The organism is Streptomyces griseochromogenes (assembly GCF_001542625.1).
Taxonomy (GTDB): domain Bacteria; phylum Actinomycetota; class Actinomycetes; order Streptomycetales; family Streptomycetaceae; genus Streptomyces; species Streptomyces griseochromogenes.
Window position 1 is genome coordinate 5399227 of sequence record NZ_CP016279.1, and the last position, 17844, is coordinate 5417070.

The 17844-nt window shown below is 65.2% G+C and carries 13 protein-coding genes and 6 pseudogenes; 10 read left to right on the plus strand and 9 right to left on the minus strand.

Annotated features, from left to right (window positions below; all coding sequences use genetic code 11):
• Window positions 1-191: 191 nt before the first annotated feature.
• Window positions 192-1475 carry an MFS transporter gene (locus tag AVL59_RS23000; RefSeq protein ID WP_067317640.1) on the minus strand — a complete coding sequence of 428 codons (1284 nt, stop codon included), beginning with the start codon at window positions 1473-1475 and terminating at the stop codon, window positions 192-194.
• 264 nt (window positions 1476-1739) lie between these two features.
• On the opposite strand from AVL59_RS23000, the gene AVL59_RS23005 reads away from it, so the two are divergent.
• From AVL59_RS23005 to AVL59_RS23025, 5 genes are all read left to right on the plus strand, one after another.
• Window positions 1740-2939 (plus strand): condensation domain-containing protein, encoded by a 1200-nt coding sequence (locus tag AVL59_RS23005; protein WP_067307544.1) that lies wholly within the window; start codon window positions 1740-1742, stop codon window positions 2937-2939.
• A gap of 34 nt (window positions 2940-2973) precedes the next feature.
• Window positions 2974-4257: an aminotransferase family protein gene (locus tag AVL59_RS23010; protein WP_067307547.1), complete on the plus strand. Its 1284-nt coding sequence runs from the start codon at window positions 2974-2976 to the stop codon at window positions 4255-4257.
• A 134-nt stretch (window positions 4258-4391) separates the two neighbouring features.
• Window positions 4392-5324, plus strand: a complete 933-nt coding sequence (locus AVL59_RS23015) for a TauD/TfdA family dioxygenase (protein WP_067307550.1) — start codon at window positions 4392-4394, stop codon at window positions 5322-5324.
• Between the two features lie 119 nt (window positions 5325-5443).
• Complete coding sequence (locus tag AVL59_RS23020; protein WP_067307553.1) at window positions 5444-6217, plus strand: hypothetical protein; 774 nt, start codon at window positions 5444-5446, stop codon at window positions 6215-6217.
• 13 nt (window positions 6218-6230) lie between these two features.
• On the plus strand, window positions 6231-7601 hold the full coding sequence (locus AVL59_RS23025; RefSeq protein WP_079146905.1) for a pyridoxamine 5'-phosphate oxidase family protein: 1371 nt from the start codon (window positions 6231-6233) through the stop codon (window positions 7599-7601).
• A 320-nt stretch (window positions 7602-7921) separates the two neighbouring features.
• On the opposite strand, the gene AVL59_RS23030 is transcribed toward AVL59_RS23025, so the two are convergent.
• The 6 genes and pseudogenes from AVL59_RS23030 to AVL59_RS23045 form a co-directional block, all read right to left on the minus strand.
• Window positions 7922-9577, minus strand: a complete 1656-nt coding sequence (locus AVL59_RS23030) for an amino acid adenylation domain-containing protein (RefSeq protein ID WP_237281620.1) — start codon at window positions 9575-9577, stop codon at window positions 7922-7924.
• Window positions 9578-9584: 7 nt separating this feature from the next.
• Window positions 9585-10328: a class I SAM-dependent methyltransferase gene (locus tag AVL59_RS23035; protein ID WP_067307558.1), complete on the minus strand. Its 744-nt coding sequence runs from the start codon at window positions 10326-10328 to the stop codon at window positions 9585-9587.
• A 21-nt stretch (window positions 10329-10349) separates the two neighbouring features.
• Window positions 10350-10766, minus strand: coding sequence for an acyl carrier protein (locus tag AVL59_RS48950; protein ID WP_159400026.1), 417 nt, complete (start codon window positions 10764-10766; stop codon window positions 10350-10352).
• A gap of 294 nt (window positions 10767-11060) precedes the next feature.
• A complete protein-coding gene (locus AVL59_RS23040) occupies window positions 11061-11888 on the minus strand; it encodes an IS5 family transposase (RefSeq protein WP_067307560.1) in 828 nt (275 codons plus the stop codon).
• Between the two features lie 248 nt (window positions 11889-12136).
• A pseudogene (locus tag AVL59_RS56100) lies at window positions 12137-12229 on the minus strand (IS5 family transposase); the annotation flags it as partial.
• Between the two features lie 30 nt (window positions 12230-12259).
• Window positions 12260-12643, minus strand: a pseudogene (locus tag AVL59_RS23045) (helix-turn-helix domain-containing protein); the annotation flags it as partial.
• 178 nt (window positions 12644-12821) lie between these two features.
• Here AVL59_RS23045 and AVL59_RS23050 point away from each other — a divergent pair.
• Both AVL59_RS23050 and AVL59_RS23055 read left to right on the plus strand, forming a co-directional pair.
• Complete coding sequence (locus AVL59_RS23050) at window positions 12822-13370, plus strand: GNAT family N-acetyltransferase (RefSeq protein ID WP_067307562.1); 549 nt, start codon at window positions 12822-12824, stop codon at window positions 13368-13370.
• A gap of 189 nt (window positions 13371-13559) precedes the next feature.
• Window positions 13560-14045, plus strand: a complete 486-nt coding sequence (locus tag AVL59_RS23055) for a hypothetical protein (RefSeq protein WP_208870431.1) — start codon at window positions 13560-13562, stop codon at window positions 14043-14045.
• Here the strand turns inward: AVL59_RS23055 and AVL59_RS51580 are convergent.
• Window positions 14038-14250: pseudogene (locus AVL59_RS51580) on the minus strand (IS110 family transposase); the annotation flags it as partial. The gene AVL59_RS23055 and the pseudogene AVL59_RS51580 sit on opposite strands and share 8 nt — an antisense overlap.
• Window positions 14251-14445: 195 nt before the next feature.
• Here AVL59_RS51580 and AVL59_RS23065 point away from each other — a divergent pair.
• From AVL59_RS23065 to AVL59_RS23075, 3 genes and pseudogenes are all read left to right on the plus strand, one after another.
• Window positions 14446-14790, plus strand: a pseudogene (locus AVL59_RS23065) (helix-turn-helix domain-containing protein); the annotation flags it as partial.
• Between the two features lie 225 nt (window positions 14791-15015).
• On the plus strand, window positions 15016-16341 hold the full coding sequence (locus AVL59_RS23070; RefSeq protein WP_099053111.1) for an IS110 family RNA-guided transposase: 1326 nt from the start codon (window positions 15016-15018) through the stop codon (window positions 16339-16341).
• Between the two features lie 74 nt (window positions 16342-16415).
• Window positions 16416-17164 (plus strand): annotated as a pseudogene (locus AVL59_RS23075) (IS630 family transposase); the annotation flags it as partial.
• 2 nt (window positions 17165-17166) lie between these two features.
• On the opposite strand, the pseudogene AVL59_RS23080 reads toward AVL59_RS23075, so the two are convergent.
• Window positions 17167-17829 (minus strand): annotated as a pseudogene (locus tag AVL59_RS23080) (IS110 family transposase); the annotation flags it as partial.
• Between the last annotated feature and the right edge of the window lie 15 nt (window positions 17830-17844).

Below are 17844 nucleotides of genomic sequence, written 5' to 3' on the forward strand. Positions count from 1 at the left end.
GCTCGCCACTTGTCGACTGCATCGCCCACGATCCCTTCTCCGCTGCGGAAATCGGGCGCAGCCGAGGTAATCCAGTCGGCTTCGAAGGCGGCAGGCAAACTCGTTCGGGCGGCGTTCCCGACCGGACGACGACGTCCGGCTTCCATCGGGATGGGACACTGCCCGTGGTGGCGAGCGTCGCCGAACCTCAGTCAAATCGTTGGGGTTTGGGGGATGTCGCGCATATGGCGAAGCGGAGAGAAGAACACGAACCAGCCGGCCGCCCAGGTGCCGATGAAGGCCGCCAGGAGGGTGGGGCGTATGCCTATCAGGGTTCCCAGCGCTCCGCCGAGGACGCTGCCGAGCGGCAGCGTGCCCCACACGACCCAGCGCACGGCCGCGTTCATCCGGCCCATCAGCGCGGGCGGGGTGACTGACTGCCGGTAGCTGAGCTGGGCGATGTTGTAGACCATGAAGGCGAAGCCCGTGATGCCCCAGCCCAGCGGGAATAACAGCGCCCCCCAGCCCTCCCAGGCAGCTGCCGCGATGACCTGCGGCGCGCTGAACACCAGCATTGACACCCAGATGATCCGCGCCGAACCGATCTTCGTGGCGAGCCGGTCGGCGAAGAGCCCGCCGGCGATCCCGCCGATCGCCGAGCCAGCCAGGATAAGTCCGGTCATCGCAGGGTTCACGTGCAGGACGCGGACCAGGAACACCATGGCCAGGGCGGAGGTCATACCGGAGAACAGGTTGCCGAAGCCGGTGCAGATGACGACCCGTCGCAGGATCGGGTGGCTGAAGACGAAGTGGAGGCCTTCCATGATCCGATGCCTCAGCGGCTCTTCCGCCGTTGGCGCGGGCAGTGGTTCCTCCCGGCGGCGGATGCCCGTGACCGCCAGCATCGAGACGCCGTATGACACCACATCAGCGACCAACGCTCCGGCGGCTCCCAGCAGCCCGATCAGCCCACCGCCCAAACTCGGTCCGCTGAGCTGCGCGAAAGACTGGGTCGTGCCGAGCTTGCCATTGGCGGCCATCAGGTCTTCGGTGCGGATCAGCGAAGGCAGGTAGCTCTGATACGAGACGTCGAAGAACACGGTGCATACACCGGCCGCGATGGCGGCCATGTACAGCTGTCCCATGGTCAGGACGTCGAACGCAGCCGCCAGCGGGATCGAGCCGATGATCAGCAGGCGCAGCAGATCACAGACGATCATGATGGAGCGCTTGGCGCGACGGTCCACGATCGCGCCGGCGGGCAGAGCGATCACCGCGAACGCCAGCGTGGTGGCGGCAGTCAGCAGACCGACCTCGAACGTACTCGCGTCGAGCACGACGACAGCAATCAGGGGAAGAGCCACTTGCGTGACCGCCGACCCTATCTCGCTGACAGTCTGGCCACTCCACAGCAGCATGAAATCCCGATGCCGCCATAGGCTTGGCCGATCGGTTTCAGCCCCGATGTCCTGTAAATCCTTGGCCACTTCCGTCATGGTGGGCAACGTAGCATGGCCGGCCCAAGTGAGTTAGAACTCCTGTCCTGTTACTTGTTAGGACTTCAGATAGCCACGGTCAAGGCAAACTGAGTGCAAGTTCAGCGGGCAGGAGTGTGGTGCTGTGGCTATTCCACCCGTCGTCGCGTATCGGGACGTTCGTCAGCCGGCCGGTAACAGTCGGCTCGCAGTTTTTTATTCCCGCCATTGAGTCAATCCGAGGTCGCGGATCCGCGGCTTACCGCCGAAAACAAGGGGAACCACATGACAGACAGGCTTCCCTTGTTGAGTGCACAGCTGTCCTTCGCCCTGGCCGCGCAGCGCTCGGGTCGGCGAGCGACCGTCACCCTGATGTTCCGTACGCCTCCGTGCCAGCTGTCGGCAGCGGATGTGCGCGAGGTGCTGGGGTCCGTACTGCTCCGCAACCCGGCGCTGTCCTACCGGATCGGGTTCTGCCGCGGCATCGCCTACCAAGAGTGGTACCCGGAGCCATGCGACTTCGCCGAGCTCCACACGGCAAGGGCTGAGGACGTGTCCGGATGCATGACAGAGGTGATCGAGGCATTCGAGACCTCCCTGGACGGTGCAACGATGGCGGCGCGCCTCATACGCTCGCCCGAGAACGACCACCTGCTCTTGGTTCTCGATCACGCTATGGTCGACGAAAAGTCAATGCTGATCATCAAGCAGCAGCTGGCTTCCCCTTCGGACCCGGACGAGCTCCAATTGGTCCGCTATCAAGCTGCCATCAATAATCGGATCGCGTTTGAGGAAACGGCCGTAAATGGACCCGGGATCAAGTTTTGGACGGATCGCCTAGGGGGTGTTGGAGAATTCCCCCGTACAAGGGTGAAATCCACCCGCGTGCACTCTATCGAACGGCTCCCCGATGTCGCCGTCCCGCTTTCCTTCCGGGGTTCTTTGTTCCCTTACGTTCTCTACTCGATCCACCGTGCCTTGCGCGACGTCGCGGAGCCGGGGCCCACTGTCATCGGCTACCCGTGGGGCGGGCGGAACGCCGCGTACGCCGATGTCGTCGGGTGTTTCATGAACACAGTCATCTCTCTTGACACCCCCGGCCTACAGCAAACACCGGATTCCCCAGACGGCTTCGTCAGGAGTTGGTACCAGGAGATCGATCATGCCGACGTGCCCTTCATTACGGTCACGAGCCTCGGATCCACGTTCACCGGATCGGTCACGGCGATGCTCAGCTACACGCATGGCATCGAGCGCACGGTGAACATCGCCGGGGTGCCGGCCGTCGAGGTCGAGTCGACCGAGACCCGCCCCCCTGAGATGTGCACGTTCCTGGCGGCGGCGGCGGTCTGCAAGGGAGAACTCCAGCTCCGTCTTCTCCTGGACGAAGAGAGCGCCGACTACGGAGTGCAGGAGTTCGGCGCCCGTTGGCTCCACTGGCTCACCACGGCGATCTCGACGAAGTTTACCCAGCAGAAATCCTGAAGACCAGATGACCGGCCCACTGGAGAGTTGAGATATGCACAGTTCCACGTCAACAAGTTCGCTGTGGCGGCCTTGGACGCCGATCACCCAGCAGGCCAACTCACTGCGGATCGTCGAGGCGCAGGGCACCCGCGTCCGCGACGCGGAGGGCAAGTGGTACCTGGACGCCATCTCCGGAGTCCTCAACATGTCCTGTGGGCACGGGCATCCTCGGCTGATCGAAGCCGCGAATCGGCAGTTCGAGCAGCTCGTCCACTATGACCCCATGGTGTCGAGCCACAACCCCGCCGAGACGCTGGCGTCGCGGCTGGCCGAGACGCTGCCGGGTGAGCTGAACGAGATCGTCCTGCTCAACAGTGGCTCGGAGGCCACCGAGGCGGCCCTCAGGATCGCACTGCAGTACTGGCGCAACATCGGTGAGGACCGCAACCGGGTCATCACCTTCGAGGCGGCGTACCACGGTACGACCTACCTGGCCCAGCAGCTCTCGGGGCTGCCGTTCACCGCCAGCGAGTGGGCCCCGCCGTTCCCTATCGAGCACATCTCCCTGCCCGCAGCGCCGTGCGAGATGCGGACCGAGGAAAGTGCCGACGCGCTGATCGAGCTGTTCGCCAAGGCTCTGGAGACCGGGCCTCCCGCGGCCGCGGTCATGGTGGAGCCGCTGCTTGGCCTCGGCGGCTGCGTCGTGCTTCCGGCCGGTTTCCTCACCAGGCTCAGGAAGCTGTGCGACCAGCACGGAGCACTGCTCATCCTCGACGAGGTGTTCTGCGGCTTCGGCCGCACCGGGCGGATGTTCGGCTTCGATCACGACGGGATCACCCCGGACATCGTCACCCTGAGCAAGGGCATCAGCGGCGGCTACCTGCCGCTGGCCGCGACGGCGGTTACCTCGACGATCAAGCAGACGTTCGTCCGGGAGCCGATCGCCCAGGGACTTCGCTACGGACACACGACCGGCGGCCATGCCGTCGCGAGTGCCGTCGCGAACACCGTGCTTGACATCATGGCCGACGAGAAGCTCGTCGAGAACTCGGCGGCTCAGGGTGCCACGCTGTTGGACGGCCTGCAGAAGCTCGTCGAGTCGAGCCCGCTGGTCACCGACGTCCGCGGACTCGGCCTGGTGATCGCCGTCGAGACCGACACCGAGGAGTCGGCCGGCGCCATCGCGGAGGCAGCGGCCCAGGCGGGCGTGATGACGCGGCACGAGCGCGGTGTGATCCGGATCGCGCCCCCGCTGACGCTCACCGCCGACGACACGGCGGAACTGGTCGGGAAGATCACCGGCGCCGCGGACACCGCTGCTGCGGCACAGCGCTGAGTCGAAGGGGCGCTGCGGCGTGTGGAGTGGTCGGCGCGGTCACGGTGTTGGGCGGGCTGTTCAGGCGCTCGGACGGCGATCGGTGACGCACCTCGGTGAATTTCGGATAGTTCAGTCAAACAGGAGGAGTTGAAGTGAGTGAGACCGTCCCCACGCTGCGGGAAGTAGGCATCCCTTCCTTCGACGCGCCGGTCGACTCGCCGTTCTCCTGGCTGCGGGACATGGCGGAGACCGTTCGTGACCGCATGCTGGTCCACGGAGCGATTCTCATCCACGGCCTCCCCCTGGACGGACCGGACCGTCTGGCCGAGGCGCGCGCTGCCCTGGGCATCACGAGCCACACGCCCACGGAGGCGTTCAACAACCGGAACGAGTTCGGGAACGGCATCCTTTCGCCGATCACCTGGCCGGCCGACCGGATCATTTGCCCGTTCCAGGAAGTCTCCTTCAGCAGGACGTTCCCTTCGGTCGTCCTGACCGCGTGCATCGCTCCGCCGGACGGTGACGGCCAGTCGCACCTCAGTGACACCCGCCGGATCTCCGATCACCTGCCGGCGCCCCTCGCCGAGCGCGTCCGAAAGGGTGGCTGGACCCTGGCCCGTGCCTTCCACGACGGGTTCGGCATCACGTGGCGAGAGGCCTTTTCCGTACGGGACCGCGCGGCACTCGACACACTCTTCGAGACCGCGGGAATCGAAGCCGAGTGGCTGCCCGGCGGCTCGCTGAACACGGTGCGCCGCCTGCCGGCCGTCATCGACCACCCGACGACCGAGGAAGAGTGCTGGTTCAACCAGATCTCCTTCCTCAATTCCGCCAACCTGGATCCGGTCGAGCGTGACATCATGACCGATGCCTTCGGGGAGTACCTCCCGATGAACACCTACTTCGGTGACGGATCACCGGTGTCCGATGAGCACCTGACGGCCATACAGAACGCCTATGACATGGTGAGGATCGGTGTCTCGTGGCGCCGCGGCGACCTGCTGATCGCCGACAACATCATGATGGCCCAAGGCCGCTCGCCATTCGCAGGCTCCCCTGAGTTCCTGATCGCCCTCGGCGAGTAGTAACACGCCGGATCGATCACGGGTCCCAGAAGCAGAAGGTGGACCGCTGATCAACGGTCTTGCCTTGTCCTACTTTTCGAATCGCTGGACTACCAGCATCCAGAATAGGAGTAAGGGTCATGGTGCAGGTTCTAGCGGATGCGACCCTGCAAGAAATCAAGGACCACCTCGAAGTGATCGTGGACAGCGGGCGCGGTACGACTTTCCAAGGCTCGGAGTCGGTGGTCCGCCAGCTTTCCGAGCCGGGAGACCTGTGTTCTCTGATCGGCCAGATCATCTCTGACGACGACGCTCTTGCCGAGATAGCCGCGCTCTCGTACTACCACGCGAACAACTTCTTGAAGCTCGTGCTGCTCGCTGGCGACAAGAACCCCTGGAAGCTGCGTCTCCACATGTGGCATCCGCAGCCGGACGCCTCGGGGATCATTGCGGAGGACATCCACTCGCACCGCTGGGACTTCACGACCGCGCTCGTGGTCGGCGAGTACTTCGCCCAGGAGTACAGGATCGGCCCCGGTGAGGAGTACTACCACTTCAAGTACCTGCCGATCGGGCAGGGGAAGGCCTTCTCCCTGGAGGCACAGGGCAAGGAGCAGCTCACCTCCGTGTTCGAGGCGGTCCTGCCCGCTGGAACGGTCTACCACATCAATCATGAGGTCCTGCATTGCATCTCCAGGTCCGCAGGTAAGGCCGCGGCGTCGCTCGTCCTGCAGCAGCCGGCCGTGGAAGAGTTCACAAACGTCTACCGGACGTCGCCCGTCGGCGAGCAGGCCAAAACCGAGATCGAGGTGCAGCGGCCGTCGGTCGATCAGCTGCGGGACGAGCTGAAGCACTTCCTTACCTGGATTGACTGCTCGGGGCCTCTCCGTAACACGGCCCCTTCCCCGGCTTGAGGAGAGTAGGCGGGTGCGGCAAAGCGATGAAGCTTTCTCTGTTCCGTGCGTACTTCCTGCCGGTGGACTGCGCACTTCGATCCGCTCGCACCACGTCGCGTCTGACCGCGACGTGATAGAAAAGCTGGGCCGAGCACCGAGCGCCGATTCGTCTCTGTTGTTCACGCGTGCCGCGCAGCGACGGAATCTCTCCGGCGACGACCTGGCCCTGGCCCGTGCGGCACGAGAGGAGATCGATCAGCGCGCACGCGGCATCGGCGCACTGGTGGAGAGGGCAGGGGGCATCGCGCTGACCGCGGACGAGTGTGCCGTCCTGCGACCGCCGTACGGCCGCTCCATCCATCTGCCCAGTCCTGACCGACCATATGCGCACCTGGCCGTTCACACCGGACAGGGCCGCGTCAGCGTCACGCCGGTCTGGGCGACCACCAGCGGCGGGAACGTGGTCATGAGCACGGTGGAAAACAGGATCAAGGCAAGAGCCACGGCCCTTGATCCACTGGTTGCCCTGTCCGTTCCCGCCGGGATCGGGAGTCAATTGTCCTACGAAGTGGGCGGCTTCGTCCGTCAGTCGCCCGACCCCGAGCGCGAACTGATTCGTACGCTGGCCGAAATGTACAGCACTCGAAAGATCAGAGAACAGAGTGACGGCAACTACACGAGTTGGGACCAGCGCGAGCGCAACGAGCGCCTTCGACTAGAGGTCCTGGCCTACCGAGTCCGCGACGAGCTCGGGGACGAGCCCACGTTCCGCTCCGTTCCCTATGTCGAGGCGTTGGCGCCGAGGTACGGCGATGCCGACCTGCCCTTGTCGTCCGGGCGAAGCTCGCACGACGGCTTCTGGGGACCGGACGAGAAGTACACGGAAGACAAGCCGGAGCTGCGCGAGGCTCGGGACGAGCTGGCGATTCTGGGCGTGTTGCCCCAGGCCTCAGGGAACGGGTACCGCTCCCTGAACGCCACCTACGGACACCTCGCTTCCTTCGACCACCGCGGTCTGCTGCGCTGTCGTCAGGTCGGCTTCGAACTGGTCAACGTGAAGGGGGAGGCTCGGATCTCGTTCCTCGTCGACAAACGCGACTGCGAGGTTCTTCGGAGGGTCCCTTCCGCTGCCATGTCCGTGGCGAAGTACCGCAGCGGGTCCGTGTGGCTGCAGTCCCAAGGGCTCATCAGCCTTCACGACGATCCAGGCGCGGTCCGAAAGGCGATCCGACGTCTTGAACGCCGGTACAACCGTGCCCACCACCGGCTGGCACTCGACCTGAGCTGGCACAGACGCGTCCCTGGGGGTTACGTGCTGGCGACCCTGTCGTACCAGCGGCTCAGCAGTCGGTTCCGTGAGGCGGCGCGATCGGTGCGTTCTGCCGACACGGGCTGGAAGTGATTCCCCATGGGAAAGGCTTCCCGCGCAAGGCACGAGACCGCTGCTGCCCGCGAGGCAGCAGCGGTCTCGTGCTTTTCGGACGTCCCCGCCGACGGGTGATTGTGGCACCGTACGCGTCGCTGCCAGATGTCTGTCAGGCGCGGGCCGCTCGGATGAAGAGGCGCCGATGAGCTCTCATCGGCGGCACGAGGTCCGCCGATGGCAGCCGCCGTACGCGCCCGCCCAGGGATGACCACTTGGAGACCGCCCCACTCGGAGGTCATCTCACCTGGCGGTCCGCGCCGGCAGACGCGCGTGTGGGCGCTGGGGACCGCCAGGGATCAAGGGCGACGGGCCCGGCGCGAAGTCGCAATGTCCTGGAGAGCCCGCCGGTCCACCTTGCCCGACGCAGTCAACGGAAGCTCGGGAACGACCTGGTAGCGATCCGGCGCCATGTAGGCCGGCAGGGAGTCGAGCATGTGCCGGCGTAGCAGCGCCTGGGGCTTTTCCTTGGTCTCTTCTGCGAGCACCAGGCACGCGACGAGGAACTGGGCGCCGGCCGCAGTGGTGACCATCGTGGCTGCAGCGTCTTTGACCAGTTCGTGGGCCCGCAGGAACGCCTCGACCTCACCGAGTTCGACTCGGACGCCACGTACCTTGACCTGCTGGTCGTTGCGGCCGAGGTACTCGAAGGAGCCGTCCGGCAGGCGCCGGGCCAGGTCCCCGGTCCGGTAGTAGCGCAGCTGCCCCTTCGGGGTGTCGAGGACGACGAAACGCTCGGCCGTCAGCTCCGGCTGCCCCAGGTAGCCCACCGCGACCGCCGGACCGGCGATCACCAGTTCTCCGACGTCGCCGTCCGGGAGCAACTCCATTGCCTCGTCCCGCACTTCGACGACGAGATGCGGCAGTGCCGAACCGATGGGCGCGCGCACCGGGCCTTCGAGGTCCGCCCGGGTCAGCGCGTGGCACGTGGCGTAGCACGTGGCCTCGGTCGGACCGTACACGTTGACGACGGTCGGCGGGATGCCCTGATATGCCTTCAGGAAGGCAGAAATGACGTCGAGTTCTACGGCCTCGCCACCGACCTGGACGTAGCGCAGGGCGAGTAGCGGCCTGGCGGCCTCTTCGTAGGCATAGACCAGTGCACGCAGGGACGTCGGGACCTGGCTGGTTAAGGTCACGCCTTCGCGGTGGAGCAGCGCGAGGAAGTCGGACGCGGACTGCGCCATCTTGAGGGGAACGACGACCGACGTGGCTCCGACGGCCACCGCGAGCCAGAACTCGGAGACAGACAGGTCGAAGATGTAGGGGTGGAACAGTGTGATGCGGTCCTCGGTACCCACATCGAATACCGACACAGCGCTGCGCAGCAGTTCGAGCACACTGTGGTGGGCGATCATGCAGCCCTTGGGGACGCCCGTCGACCCGGAGGTGTAGAGGATGTACGCTAGTTCGCTGCCGTCGAGGTCGATCGGTGGCAGCGGCGGCAGTTCCTCCCCGTCGGTGTCCGGTGGGACCACGCGGACATCCTTGAGTCCGGCAGAAGCGATCTGCCCTGACTCGCCGATGACCACCGTCAGCCCGGCGTCCTCGATCAGATATCGCAGTCGCTCCGCCGGGTAAGTGGGATCGAGCGGCACATAAGCGGCGCCCGCCTTCAGTGCGGCAAGAATGGAGATCGGTATTTCGGCTGAGCGATGGAGGATCAGCCCGACTCGGTGTCCCGGCCGGATTCCTTCCTGTACAAGTTTTGCAGCAAGCCGGTCCGACAACAGGTCGAGTTCCTGATAGCTGAGTGTTCGTCCGTCGTCGCGAACGGCCGGAGCGGTGCCGCGAATCACCGCAACGCTACGGAACAGGTCGGGAAGGGACACAGCTTCATCGAGATAGAGCTTCGGTCGAATAGTGTCAATTGCATGGCCCATATGATTGCCTCTCAGAGCTTTGGGAGGGTCCGGCGCTTCCTGCGGCGCTGGTAGGCCGATCAGGTAGGTCATGAACTATCTAGGCAGGGCTACTTGCGTACTCATACAAGAAAGAATCGTAAAACTCCGCATCAGGAGATAAAACGACTTTGACCAGATTCCACTGGTCCCGCATCTCTGCGGGCGCGGCTGCCACCGGGGTCTTCTCAAGATCGGTCCCCTCCCCATCCGGCTGGCCGCGACCGGTAAAGCAAAGGACCACCCTACGAGGGTGCTGTCGGATTGAGTCCTCGATCCTGTCCAGAACCGTGGCGGAAACTTCCACCGAAAAGGGCTCGTAGAAATAGAAGAGCCCGGCGTCAGCCGGGACGTCGAACTTCGTGGCATCGGCATGCACCACGTCAATCCTGTCGTGGCCGCCGCTGGCCTCCGAAGCCTTCTCTACATTGCTCCGGGCAATGGCACAGAGAGCCTCCGATGCCTCCACGCCGACGATCCGACGGAAGGGCAGCTCACCCGCGAGCAGTAGGACCCGGCCCTTGCCGCAGCCGACGTCGACGAACGTCACTTCTTCGTGTTTAACGTCACACTTGCTGAGCGCATTGCGCACGGTAAGGACCGGCGTGGGCGAGTACCTGGCGTTTCGACCCACCCACGTCTGCTCAGCATCGGGAAGCTCCCAAAGCTCTACGGATTCTGTCGTGTCAACGCCATGAACCGAATCGAACGGCGTCTGCTGATCGATTTGACCAAGCCGCTCATCAAATTTCTGACGGTATTCGATAGTACGCAGAAGCCTGGCCTTCTGGTCATCGTCCGGCATTCTGAAATCCTTTCCCGGTAATTACTCGACCCTGTCCCGGAATATGATTACTCGGCCTCGAACGCCAGTCGCGTTGTCATGCGGCATGCCCTTGTCGAGTATCGCCCCGAGATTAGACGGTGTCGAGTTGTTTACAATATCGCGCAGTGATATTTGCTTTTCGAGCTTGACGGCAAGTCGAATCACCGTCGGTGAGGATCCTGCCGCCGAGAAGAAGTCATCATTGCGGCCGATAGAGGAAGCCGACAGCCCCAGTACCTCTGCCCATAGCTCCGCGAGCATCCGCTCGGTATCCGTCTGTGGCGTGGGATCATCCGTTGCAGGTCCGGACGAGTTGACCATGGCAATCTTCCAGGCGACGTAGCGTGCGTTTTGCCGGTGTAGGGATCGGTGTGGCGGAATGCTGTCCGGTAGCAGGGCGCGCAGACTATCGGCCAATGCCGACTCCGGATTTCCTCAGCGGGACGGTTGGCCTCTAATTTCCGAACTATCAGATTACCGATCGCCGCAACTGGCTGTACTGACATCCGTCAGGTGCGCCGTCCGGGAAGGCCGCGCCGTCGGCCGCGGCCTGTGGCCATCGTTCCGTCCCTCCGGGGCCACCGCCGCCACAGATGCGCCGGGCGGGTGGCCCGTGGCTCCAGTCCGCCGTAACCGAGCCGTCGTCGTGGTGCGGCCGCCGCGCGCGTTTTGCCCCCGCGAGGTTGTTTGGTTCGAGGTTCAGGTGTTGCGCTAGTTCGGAGTGGATTCGCGGGTGAGTCTGCGGCTTATGAGGTCGGTCATCGCGACGTGGATTATGGCTTCGGAGCGGCGAGGGTGAGTCTCGTAGTCGCGGGCGAGTCGGCGGTGGTGCATGAGCCAGCCGAAGGTCCGCTCCACAACCCAACGTCGGGGGATCACTTTGAACCCTTTGACGCCGGGGTCGCGTTGGACGACTTCGACGTCGATGCCGAGGCGGGCGCCGTGATCGATGGCCTTGGTGCGGTAGCCGGTGTCGGCCCACGCCTTGGTCACGCTAGGGCTTGTGGTGGCGATGCGTGAGAGCAGATGGATGCCACCTGCGTTGTCGGAGACGCTGGCGGCGGTCACCCAGACGGCCAGGAGGAGTCCGAGGGTGTCGACGCCGAGGTGGCGCTTGCGACCAGCGATTTTCTTGCCGGCATCGATGCCCTGGTCGGCTGCGGGCACATTGGCGGAGGTCTTGATGCTCTGCGCGTCGAGCACGCAGGCGCTCGGCTCGGCATCGCGGCCCTCGGCCTCACGCACCAGTCGCCGCAGCAGGCCGTTGAGCTGGTCGAAGGTTCCTTCCTTCTGCCATGCGGCGAAGTATCCGTAGACCGTTTCCCACGGCGGGAAGTCGTGCGGCAGGTAGCGCCAGGGGATGCCGGTGCGGTCGACGTACAGGATGGCGTCCATGATGCAGCGCAGGTCGTGCTCGGGCGGGCGGCCGATGTCCAGGCCCCTGCCCCGTCGTTCGGCCCTCCAGGCGGTGAGCGTGGGGCCGATCAGTTCCCAGCGGGCGTCGGACAGGTCGCTGGGGTACGGGCGTTGTCGCGTCATGTTTCGGTAGTACCGTCGGGCACGGCATGTCCCCAGGGAGCAAACGGCGTCAATCAGGGGCGCCTTGGGATCAGACAGGATCGACTCGACCGAAACGGGCCGAGGCGCGACGTCATCTGTCGCACAACCCGCATTGACCACTACTGCCTCAGCAGCCTCGGTCCCACTCGCCACCCGAAGCGCCACCAAACAACCCCGAGGGGACAAAACGCTCTTTAAGGGGACGTCCCGCTTGTATGCGTGTTAGGTCATGGATTGCGCCAGGATATGGCGTTGTTGCCGGTTGCGCGTTTCGCCAGGTTCGAGATCATCGCGAGGCGGATCATGCTCTCGGAGTGCGCTGAAGCAGCCAGTGAGAGTACGAGTCAAGCGGTAGCCAGAACGACACGGCCACCATCCTCACAGTGGGAGCAGTCGGCGCGGCTGTCGCCGACGCGATCGCATTCGGCGAGGGTGACGTCCAGCAGCACGTAGTCGGGGCAGACCTGGCGCAGGGCGCACAGCAGGCCGGGCACGCGGTCGGCGAGCAGGTCGATGACGGCCGTGGTGTAGGCGCGGGCGGTGCCGACGGCGATGCCGAAGTCGGCCGCGAGCTGCGCGAGGGTGTCGTGCCGACGCACGTACAGCAGGCCGATCAGGGCACGCTGGTGCGGTGGGAGCTTGGAGCGGCGGTCACCCTCGCGGGTGACGATGAGCATGGTGACCCACTCGACCAAGGCGTGAGGCAGGTCGAGTGCGGCAGGATAGGGAACCAACGAGGCTCCTGCGCCAGTGGGTTGAGACTTCGAACGCCTCCCTCAACGGCACGGGAGCCTCGTGCGTTGCGGACACCGACGCTGTCACCCGATCAGCGGCCACGCTGAAAAGCCTCATTGGTCTTGAGGCCAGGCACCTGTCTTTCGGATCTTATGGGCGCGCGATAAGTTGCCTGCCATGACGCAACTCGGACTCGCTGGCTGGCCACCTGCCCCGATAAAGACCGAACGGCTCCTGCTCCGTGCGTCCGAGGCCCGGGACCGTGCGGTGTTCATCGAGCTGTTCGCATCGCCAGAGGTGGGCACCTACATCGGTGGTTCCCGACCGCGTGATGAGCTGGAACGCTCAGTCCCTGAGGTGCCCGGGCAGCGCCCTGGTCTTTTCGTGATCGATCTCGACGGAGCGATGATCGGCATGATCACGCTCGATCGGCGGGACGCAGAGCGTCGGGGGCACGTCCGTCCGGATGACGGGGAGAACGAGCTCGGTTACATGTTCCTGCCGGAGGCGTGGGGACGCGGGTACGCCGCCGAGGCGTGCACAGCGGTACTCGGCTGGTTCGCCGACGCGCTTCCCGGCGAGCTGGTGGTGCTCTGCACCCAGACGGCCAACGACCGCGCGATGCGCCTCGCCGCGAAGCTGGGGTTCACCGAGGTGGAGCGGTTTGAGGAGTACGGCGCCGAGCAGTGGTTCGGCGTGTGGTCCTCGGTCACGTCGTCCGGTTGATCAGAGCGTTTTTGGTGATCATCTCGCTGCCCAGATGAAGATGCCGGCGACGTGGAGTCCGGCGAGGTAGATGGTGACGGTCTTGGTTGAACCGGGCCTCCGACGGCTACCGCGGCGGGGGGTGCCCCTATGTCTTTGGTCAAGGGAAACGGGGGTGCGTTGGGTCGGCGGTCCGGGCAGCATGGCGGGGTGACTGACCTGCTGTGGGATGAGGTGAAGTGCTTCTTCGACCTGGACTTGATGGGGTCGCTGCCGGACGTGCGTGTCCCGAATGCCTCGGTGGAGGACTGGCAAGCGGTTCTCGATCTTGTCGCGGAGAAGGGCTGGAAATACCAGTACTCCGAGGGAGAGACGGTGCTTCCGATGCCTCGGGCGGAGGCCGTGCTGTCCCGCCCGGCGGATGCTGAGTGCCCGGACCTGCGGGTCTGGCCGACCGCCGAGGTGTTGGCGGTCTTCCGTTTCCATGCCGACGATGAAGTCGACTTCGACGTGGACCTGCGGGAGTTGCAGGGCCAGGACCGACTTGATGTGCTCTGCGACTTCCTTCGGGAGATCGGGCGGCGGTTGGGCAAGCCGGTGCTGATGGACCCGGAAGGCGACTACGGCCATCCGGTGCTCGGCTTCGACGTCGAGGCTGATCGAGTCGTTCTCCTCGCAGACCCGCAGGTCAGGTGACTGAGGTCGACGGCTGCGGTTCGTAGAAGGTCCCGTCGCGGAGCATCGCGAACAGCACGTCGGCCCTGCGTCTGGCGAGGCAGAGCAGGGCCTGGGTGTGGTGCTTGCCCTGGGCGACCTTCTTGTCGTAGTAGGCCCGGGACACGGGGTCGCCCAGGCCGGCGAACGCGGAGAGGAAGAAGGCGCGTTTGATCTGCTTGTTTCCGTGTGTCCTGAGCGTGAGAAGGAGTTGGTCGTAGGGCAGCTTCCGATCATGGTGCTGTGTGAAAGATGAAGGTTTTGGCCCTTCGGAGTCGCCCTGCGGGGGGAGGCTTCAAACCGCCTCATGCTGCGTTACTGACCTTGCTTGCGTGATGTCGTGGGGGTCGACAGCCTGTGGTTGTCGCAGTAGGCCGGTCATATGAGGTATCCGCAAGGGGGCGGGCTGACCGCGGAGCGACGTGCGTTTCGCGAACACATCCGGATGCAGGCGGGCGAGTTATTCGCCCTGGGACACGACAATGCCGCCGTCGCCAGGCAGTTACGTGTCAGCGTGCGGTCGGTACAGCGGTGGCACCAGGCATGGGAGCACGGCGGCAGGCCGGCCCTGGAGTCGAAGGGGCAGGCATCCAGGCCCAAGCTGAGTGAGGCACTGTTCGCGGTGCTCGAGCAGGAGCTGGCCAGGGGGCCGGTAGCGCACGGCTGGCCGGACCAGACCTGGACGCTGGCCCGGATCAAGACGCTGATCGGGCGCCGGTTCCACAAGAGTCAGCCGTTCACCTGCGGTTGACGCCTCGCGGGCGTGAAAATTGGTACGGGGCTGTCCGCCGACGCCGCTTCATGTTTGGGCCGTGAGCCCGCACAAGAGTCTGGTGAGAGAGCCGTCCGAGGGGCCGCACACTGTCGTCTCGAACACGCCGTTCAGCTTCTCCGCCTCCCTCAGGCTCTCCGGGCAGCCCCTCCCTGCACGATGCACAAGGGGAGGAAGCCCATGGAGGAGTTGAGGGAGGACCACGACGATGGAAGTGTTGCCCGGGTCGCGGCAATCGACATCGCCAAGGCGTCCGGGATGGTATGTCTGCGCGTCCCGCACGACACCATCGAGGGCCGGCGTATTCAGCAGGTCTGGACGGTGGCGTCCACAACGAACGCGATTCTCGAGCTCGGAGACCGGCTGGTCAGTCAAGGCGTCCAGCGGGTGGTGATGGAAGCGACGGGCAGCTATTGGCGGCCCTTCTTCTATCTTCTGGAATCCCGCGGCCTGGAGTGCTGGCTGGTCAACGCGCGCGACGTGAAGAACGTCCCTGGTCGGCCCAAGACCGACAAGCTGGACGCGGTCTGGCTGGCCAAGCTCGCCGAACGGGGCATGGTCCGGGCCTCGTTCGTTCCGCCGAAGCCGGTGCGGCAGCTGCGGGACCTCACCCGCACCCGAACCGTCTTCGTCCAAGAACGCACTCGGCACAAGCACCGGGTGGACAAGGTCCTGCAGGACGCGCAGATCAAGCTGTCCGGCGTCGTCTCGGATCTCTTCGGGATGTCCGGACGGGCGATGCTGGATGCCCTGGTCGCCGGGGAGCGTAATCCCAGAACGCTGGCGGGTCTGGCCAAAGGGAATCTGGTGAAGAAGAAGGCGGCCCTGGCCGAAGCACTCACCGGGCAGTTCGACGACCATCACGCCCGCCTGCTGCGCGTGCTGCTGTCAACCGTCGACCATCTCACCGCGCAGATCCAGGAACTCGACCGGCTGATTGTGGATCTCATGGGCCGGACCACGGCCCCGCACGACGACCGCGGAAGCAGTCCGCCCGGCCGCGCTGACGTGACCGCTCAGCACCTGGCCGAGCGTCTGGATGCCGTCCCCGGCGTCGGGCAGGCCACTGCCCAGATCGTCCTCGCCGAGATCGGCCTGGACATGAGCCGCTTTCCCACCCCCGAGCACCTGGTCTCGTGGGCGAAACTGTGTCCGCGGACCATCCAGTCCGGAGCAAAGAACACTGCCGGTCCGGCCGGTAGGGGCAATCCCTGGCTCAGGGGCGCACTGGGTGAAGCCGCCAGCGCCGCTGCCCGCACCGATACCTTCCTCGGTGCCCGTTACCGACGCATCGTCAAACGCCGCGGCCACAGCAAGGCACTGGTCGCCGTTGCCCGCTCGCTCCTTGTCATCACCTGGCACCTGCTCAGCGAGCCCGAAGCCTCCTACCAAGAACTCGGTGCTGAATGGCACCACCGTCATCTCAATCCCGCCCGCAAGACCAGAGATCTTGTCCGTCAGCTCCAGGCCCTCGGGCATCAAGTCACCCTCGCACCTGCAGCCTGAACCTCCCGCCCTGCCTCGGACGTCCGTTCTGCTTCGCAGAACGGACCCTGCCGCCTGCCTGGCTAAGGTTCGATTTTCCGTTCAGCATGACGCTATCGGCCATCGCGCAGATGCTGCACCGGCACGGCTTCAGCCACCAGGTCCCGGCCCGCCGCGCGACCGAGCGCGACGAGGAAGCCGTCAGCGGCTGGGTGAAGGAGACCTGGCCCCAGGTGGAAACGCCGTGGCGGCGCTCGGGGCCTGGCTCTGCTTCGAAGACGAAGCCGGCTTCTCGATGACGCCGCCCACCACCCGCACCTGGGCCAGGCGTGGACACACACCCGTCATCCGGGTGCGGGGACGCTCCCAGCGCCGCTTCTCCATCGCCGCTCTGGCCTGCTACAAGCAGGGCGAACACTCACGCCTGATCTACCGGCCCAAGCGGCACGTCGATCACAAGCGGGGCGGCAGACGCAGCTTCACCTGGACCGACTACCGCGACCTGCTCATCGCCGCCCACCAGCAACTCGGCGCACCGATCGTGCTTGTGTGGGACAGCCTGAACGTTCACAGAGACCGCCGACTGCGGGAGTTCATCGACACCCACGACTGGATCAGCTGCTACTTCCTGCCAGCCTACGCACCCGACCTCAACCCCGTCGAGGGCATCTGGTCACTACTGCGACGCAGCAGCCAGGCCAACACCGCATTCACCGACCCCGACCACCTCATGAGCGCGCTTCGGCACGGTCTCCGCCAGATCCAGTACCGCAGCAACCTCATCGACGGATGTCTCGCCGAAACCGGCCTCACCTCGACGACATCACGGCAAAAACGTCAGTAGCTGATCTCCTCGATCAGACGCTCGGCCATCCTCGGTGCCTTCGGCCGCAGCAGGGTGACCAGGCGGCTCCTGCCGGCCTTGCGTATCTGGGCCGAGGAGCCGAACCGTTCCAGCAGGGTGAGGACGGCCGGGTGCTGCAACCGTGGCCTCAGCACCCGCTCCAGCGAGGGATGGATCTGAGTCAGCAGGCCGTGGAGCCGGTTGGCGACCCTGGTGGCTTCGCCTGCGAGGTCGTCGTCGAACCCGCCGATCATCTCCAACTCGGCGATCGTCTCGTCCTCGCTGTCGATCGCCCGCAGTGTGTGCGGCATCGCGCGGGCTGCATCCGCGATGATGAATGCGTCCCTCGCGTCGGTCTTGGCCTCGCCCGGATAGAGGTCGGCGATCCGCCGCATCGTCAGCCCTGGCAGGTAGGCGACCAGGCAGCCCATGTCGCGGGCGACGGCCAGCGGCAGGGCGCCGATCGAGGCCGGCTGGTCGACCACGACCAGCACCGTCCCGTGCTTGGCCTGGAGTTTGGCGAACAGTTCGCGGAGCTTGGGCTCGGTGTTGGGCAGGCGCTTGTCGAACGCCTTCTTCCCGGCCGGGGTGACGGCGGTGGCGTGGTTTTCGCCCTTGCCGACGTCCAGGCCGAGGAAGACGTCGATGCCGCCGGTGTCGATCACGTGCAGGCCCCTCCA

Coding starts and splice junctions, on each gene's coding strand:
- AVL59_RS23000 (WP_067317640.1), bottom strand. CDS start 1,475: ATGACGGAAGTGGCCAAGGATTTACAGGACATCGGGGCTGAAACCGAT.
- AVL59_RS23005 (WP_067307544.1), top strand. CDS start 1,740: ATGACAGACAGGCTTCCCTTGTTGAGTGCACAGCTGTCCTTCGCCCTG.
- AVL59_RS23010 (WP_067307547.1), top strand. CDS start 2,974: ATGCACAGTTCCACGTCAACAAGTTCGCTGTGGCGGCCTTGGACGCCG.
- AVL59_RS23020 (WP_067307553.1), top strand. CDS start 5,444: ATGGTGCAGGTTCTAGCGGATGCGACCCTGCAAGAAATCAAGGACCAC.
- AVL59_RS23030 (WP_237281620.1), bottom strand. CDS start 9,577: ATGACCTACCTGATCGGCCTACCAGCGCCGCAGGAAGCGCCGGACCCT.
- AVL59_RS23035 (WP_067307558.1), bottom strand. CDS start 10,328: ATGCCGGACGATGACCAGAAGGCCAGGCTTCTGCGTACTATCGAATAC.
- AVL59_RS23040 (WP_067307560.1), bottom strand. CDS start 11,888: ATGACGCGACAACGCCCGTACCCCAGCGACCTGTCCGACGCCCGCTGG.
- AVL59_RS23050 (WP_067307562.1), top strand. CDS start 12,822: ATGACGCAACTCGGACTCGCTGGCTGGCCACCTGCCCCGATAAAGACC.
- AVL59_RS23070 (WP_099053111.1), top strand. CDS start 15,016: ATGGAGGAGTTGAGGGAGGACCACGACGATGGAAGTGTTGCCCGGGTC.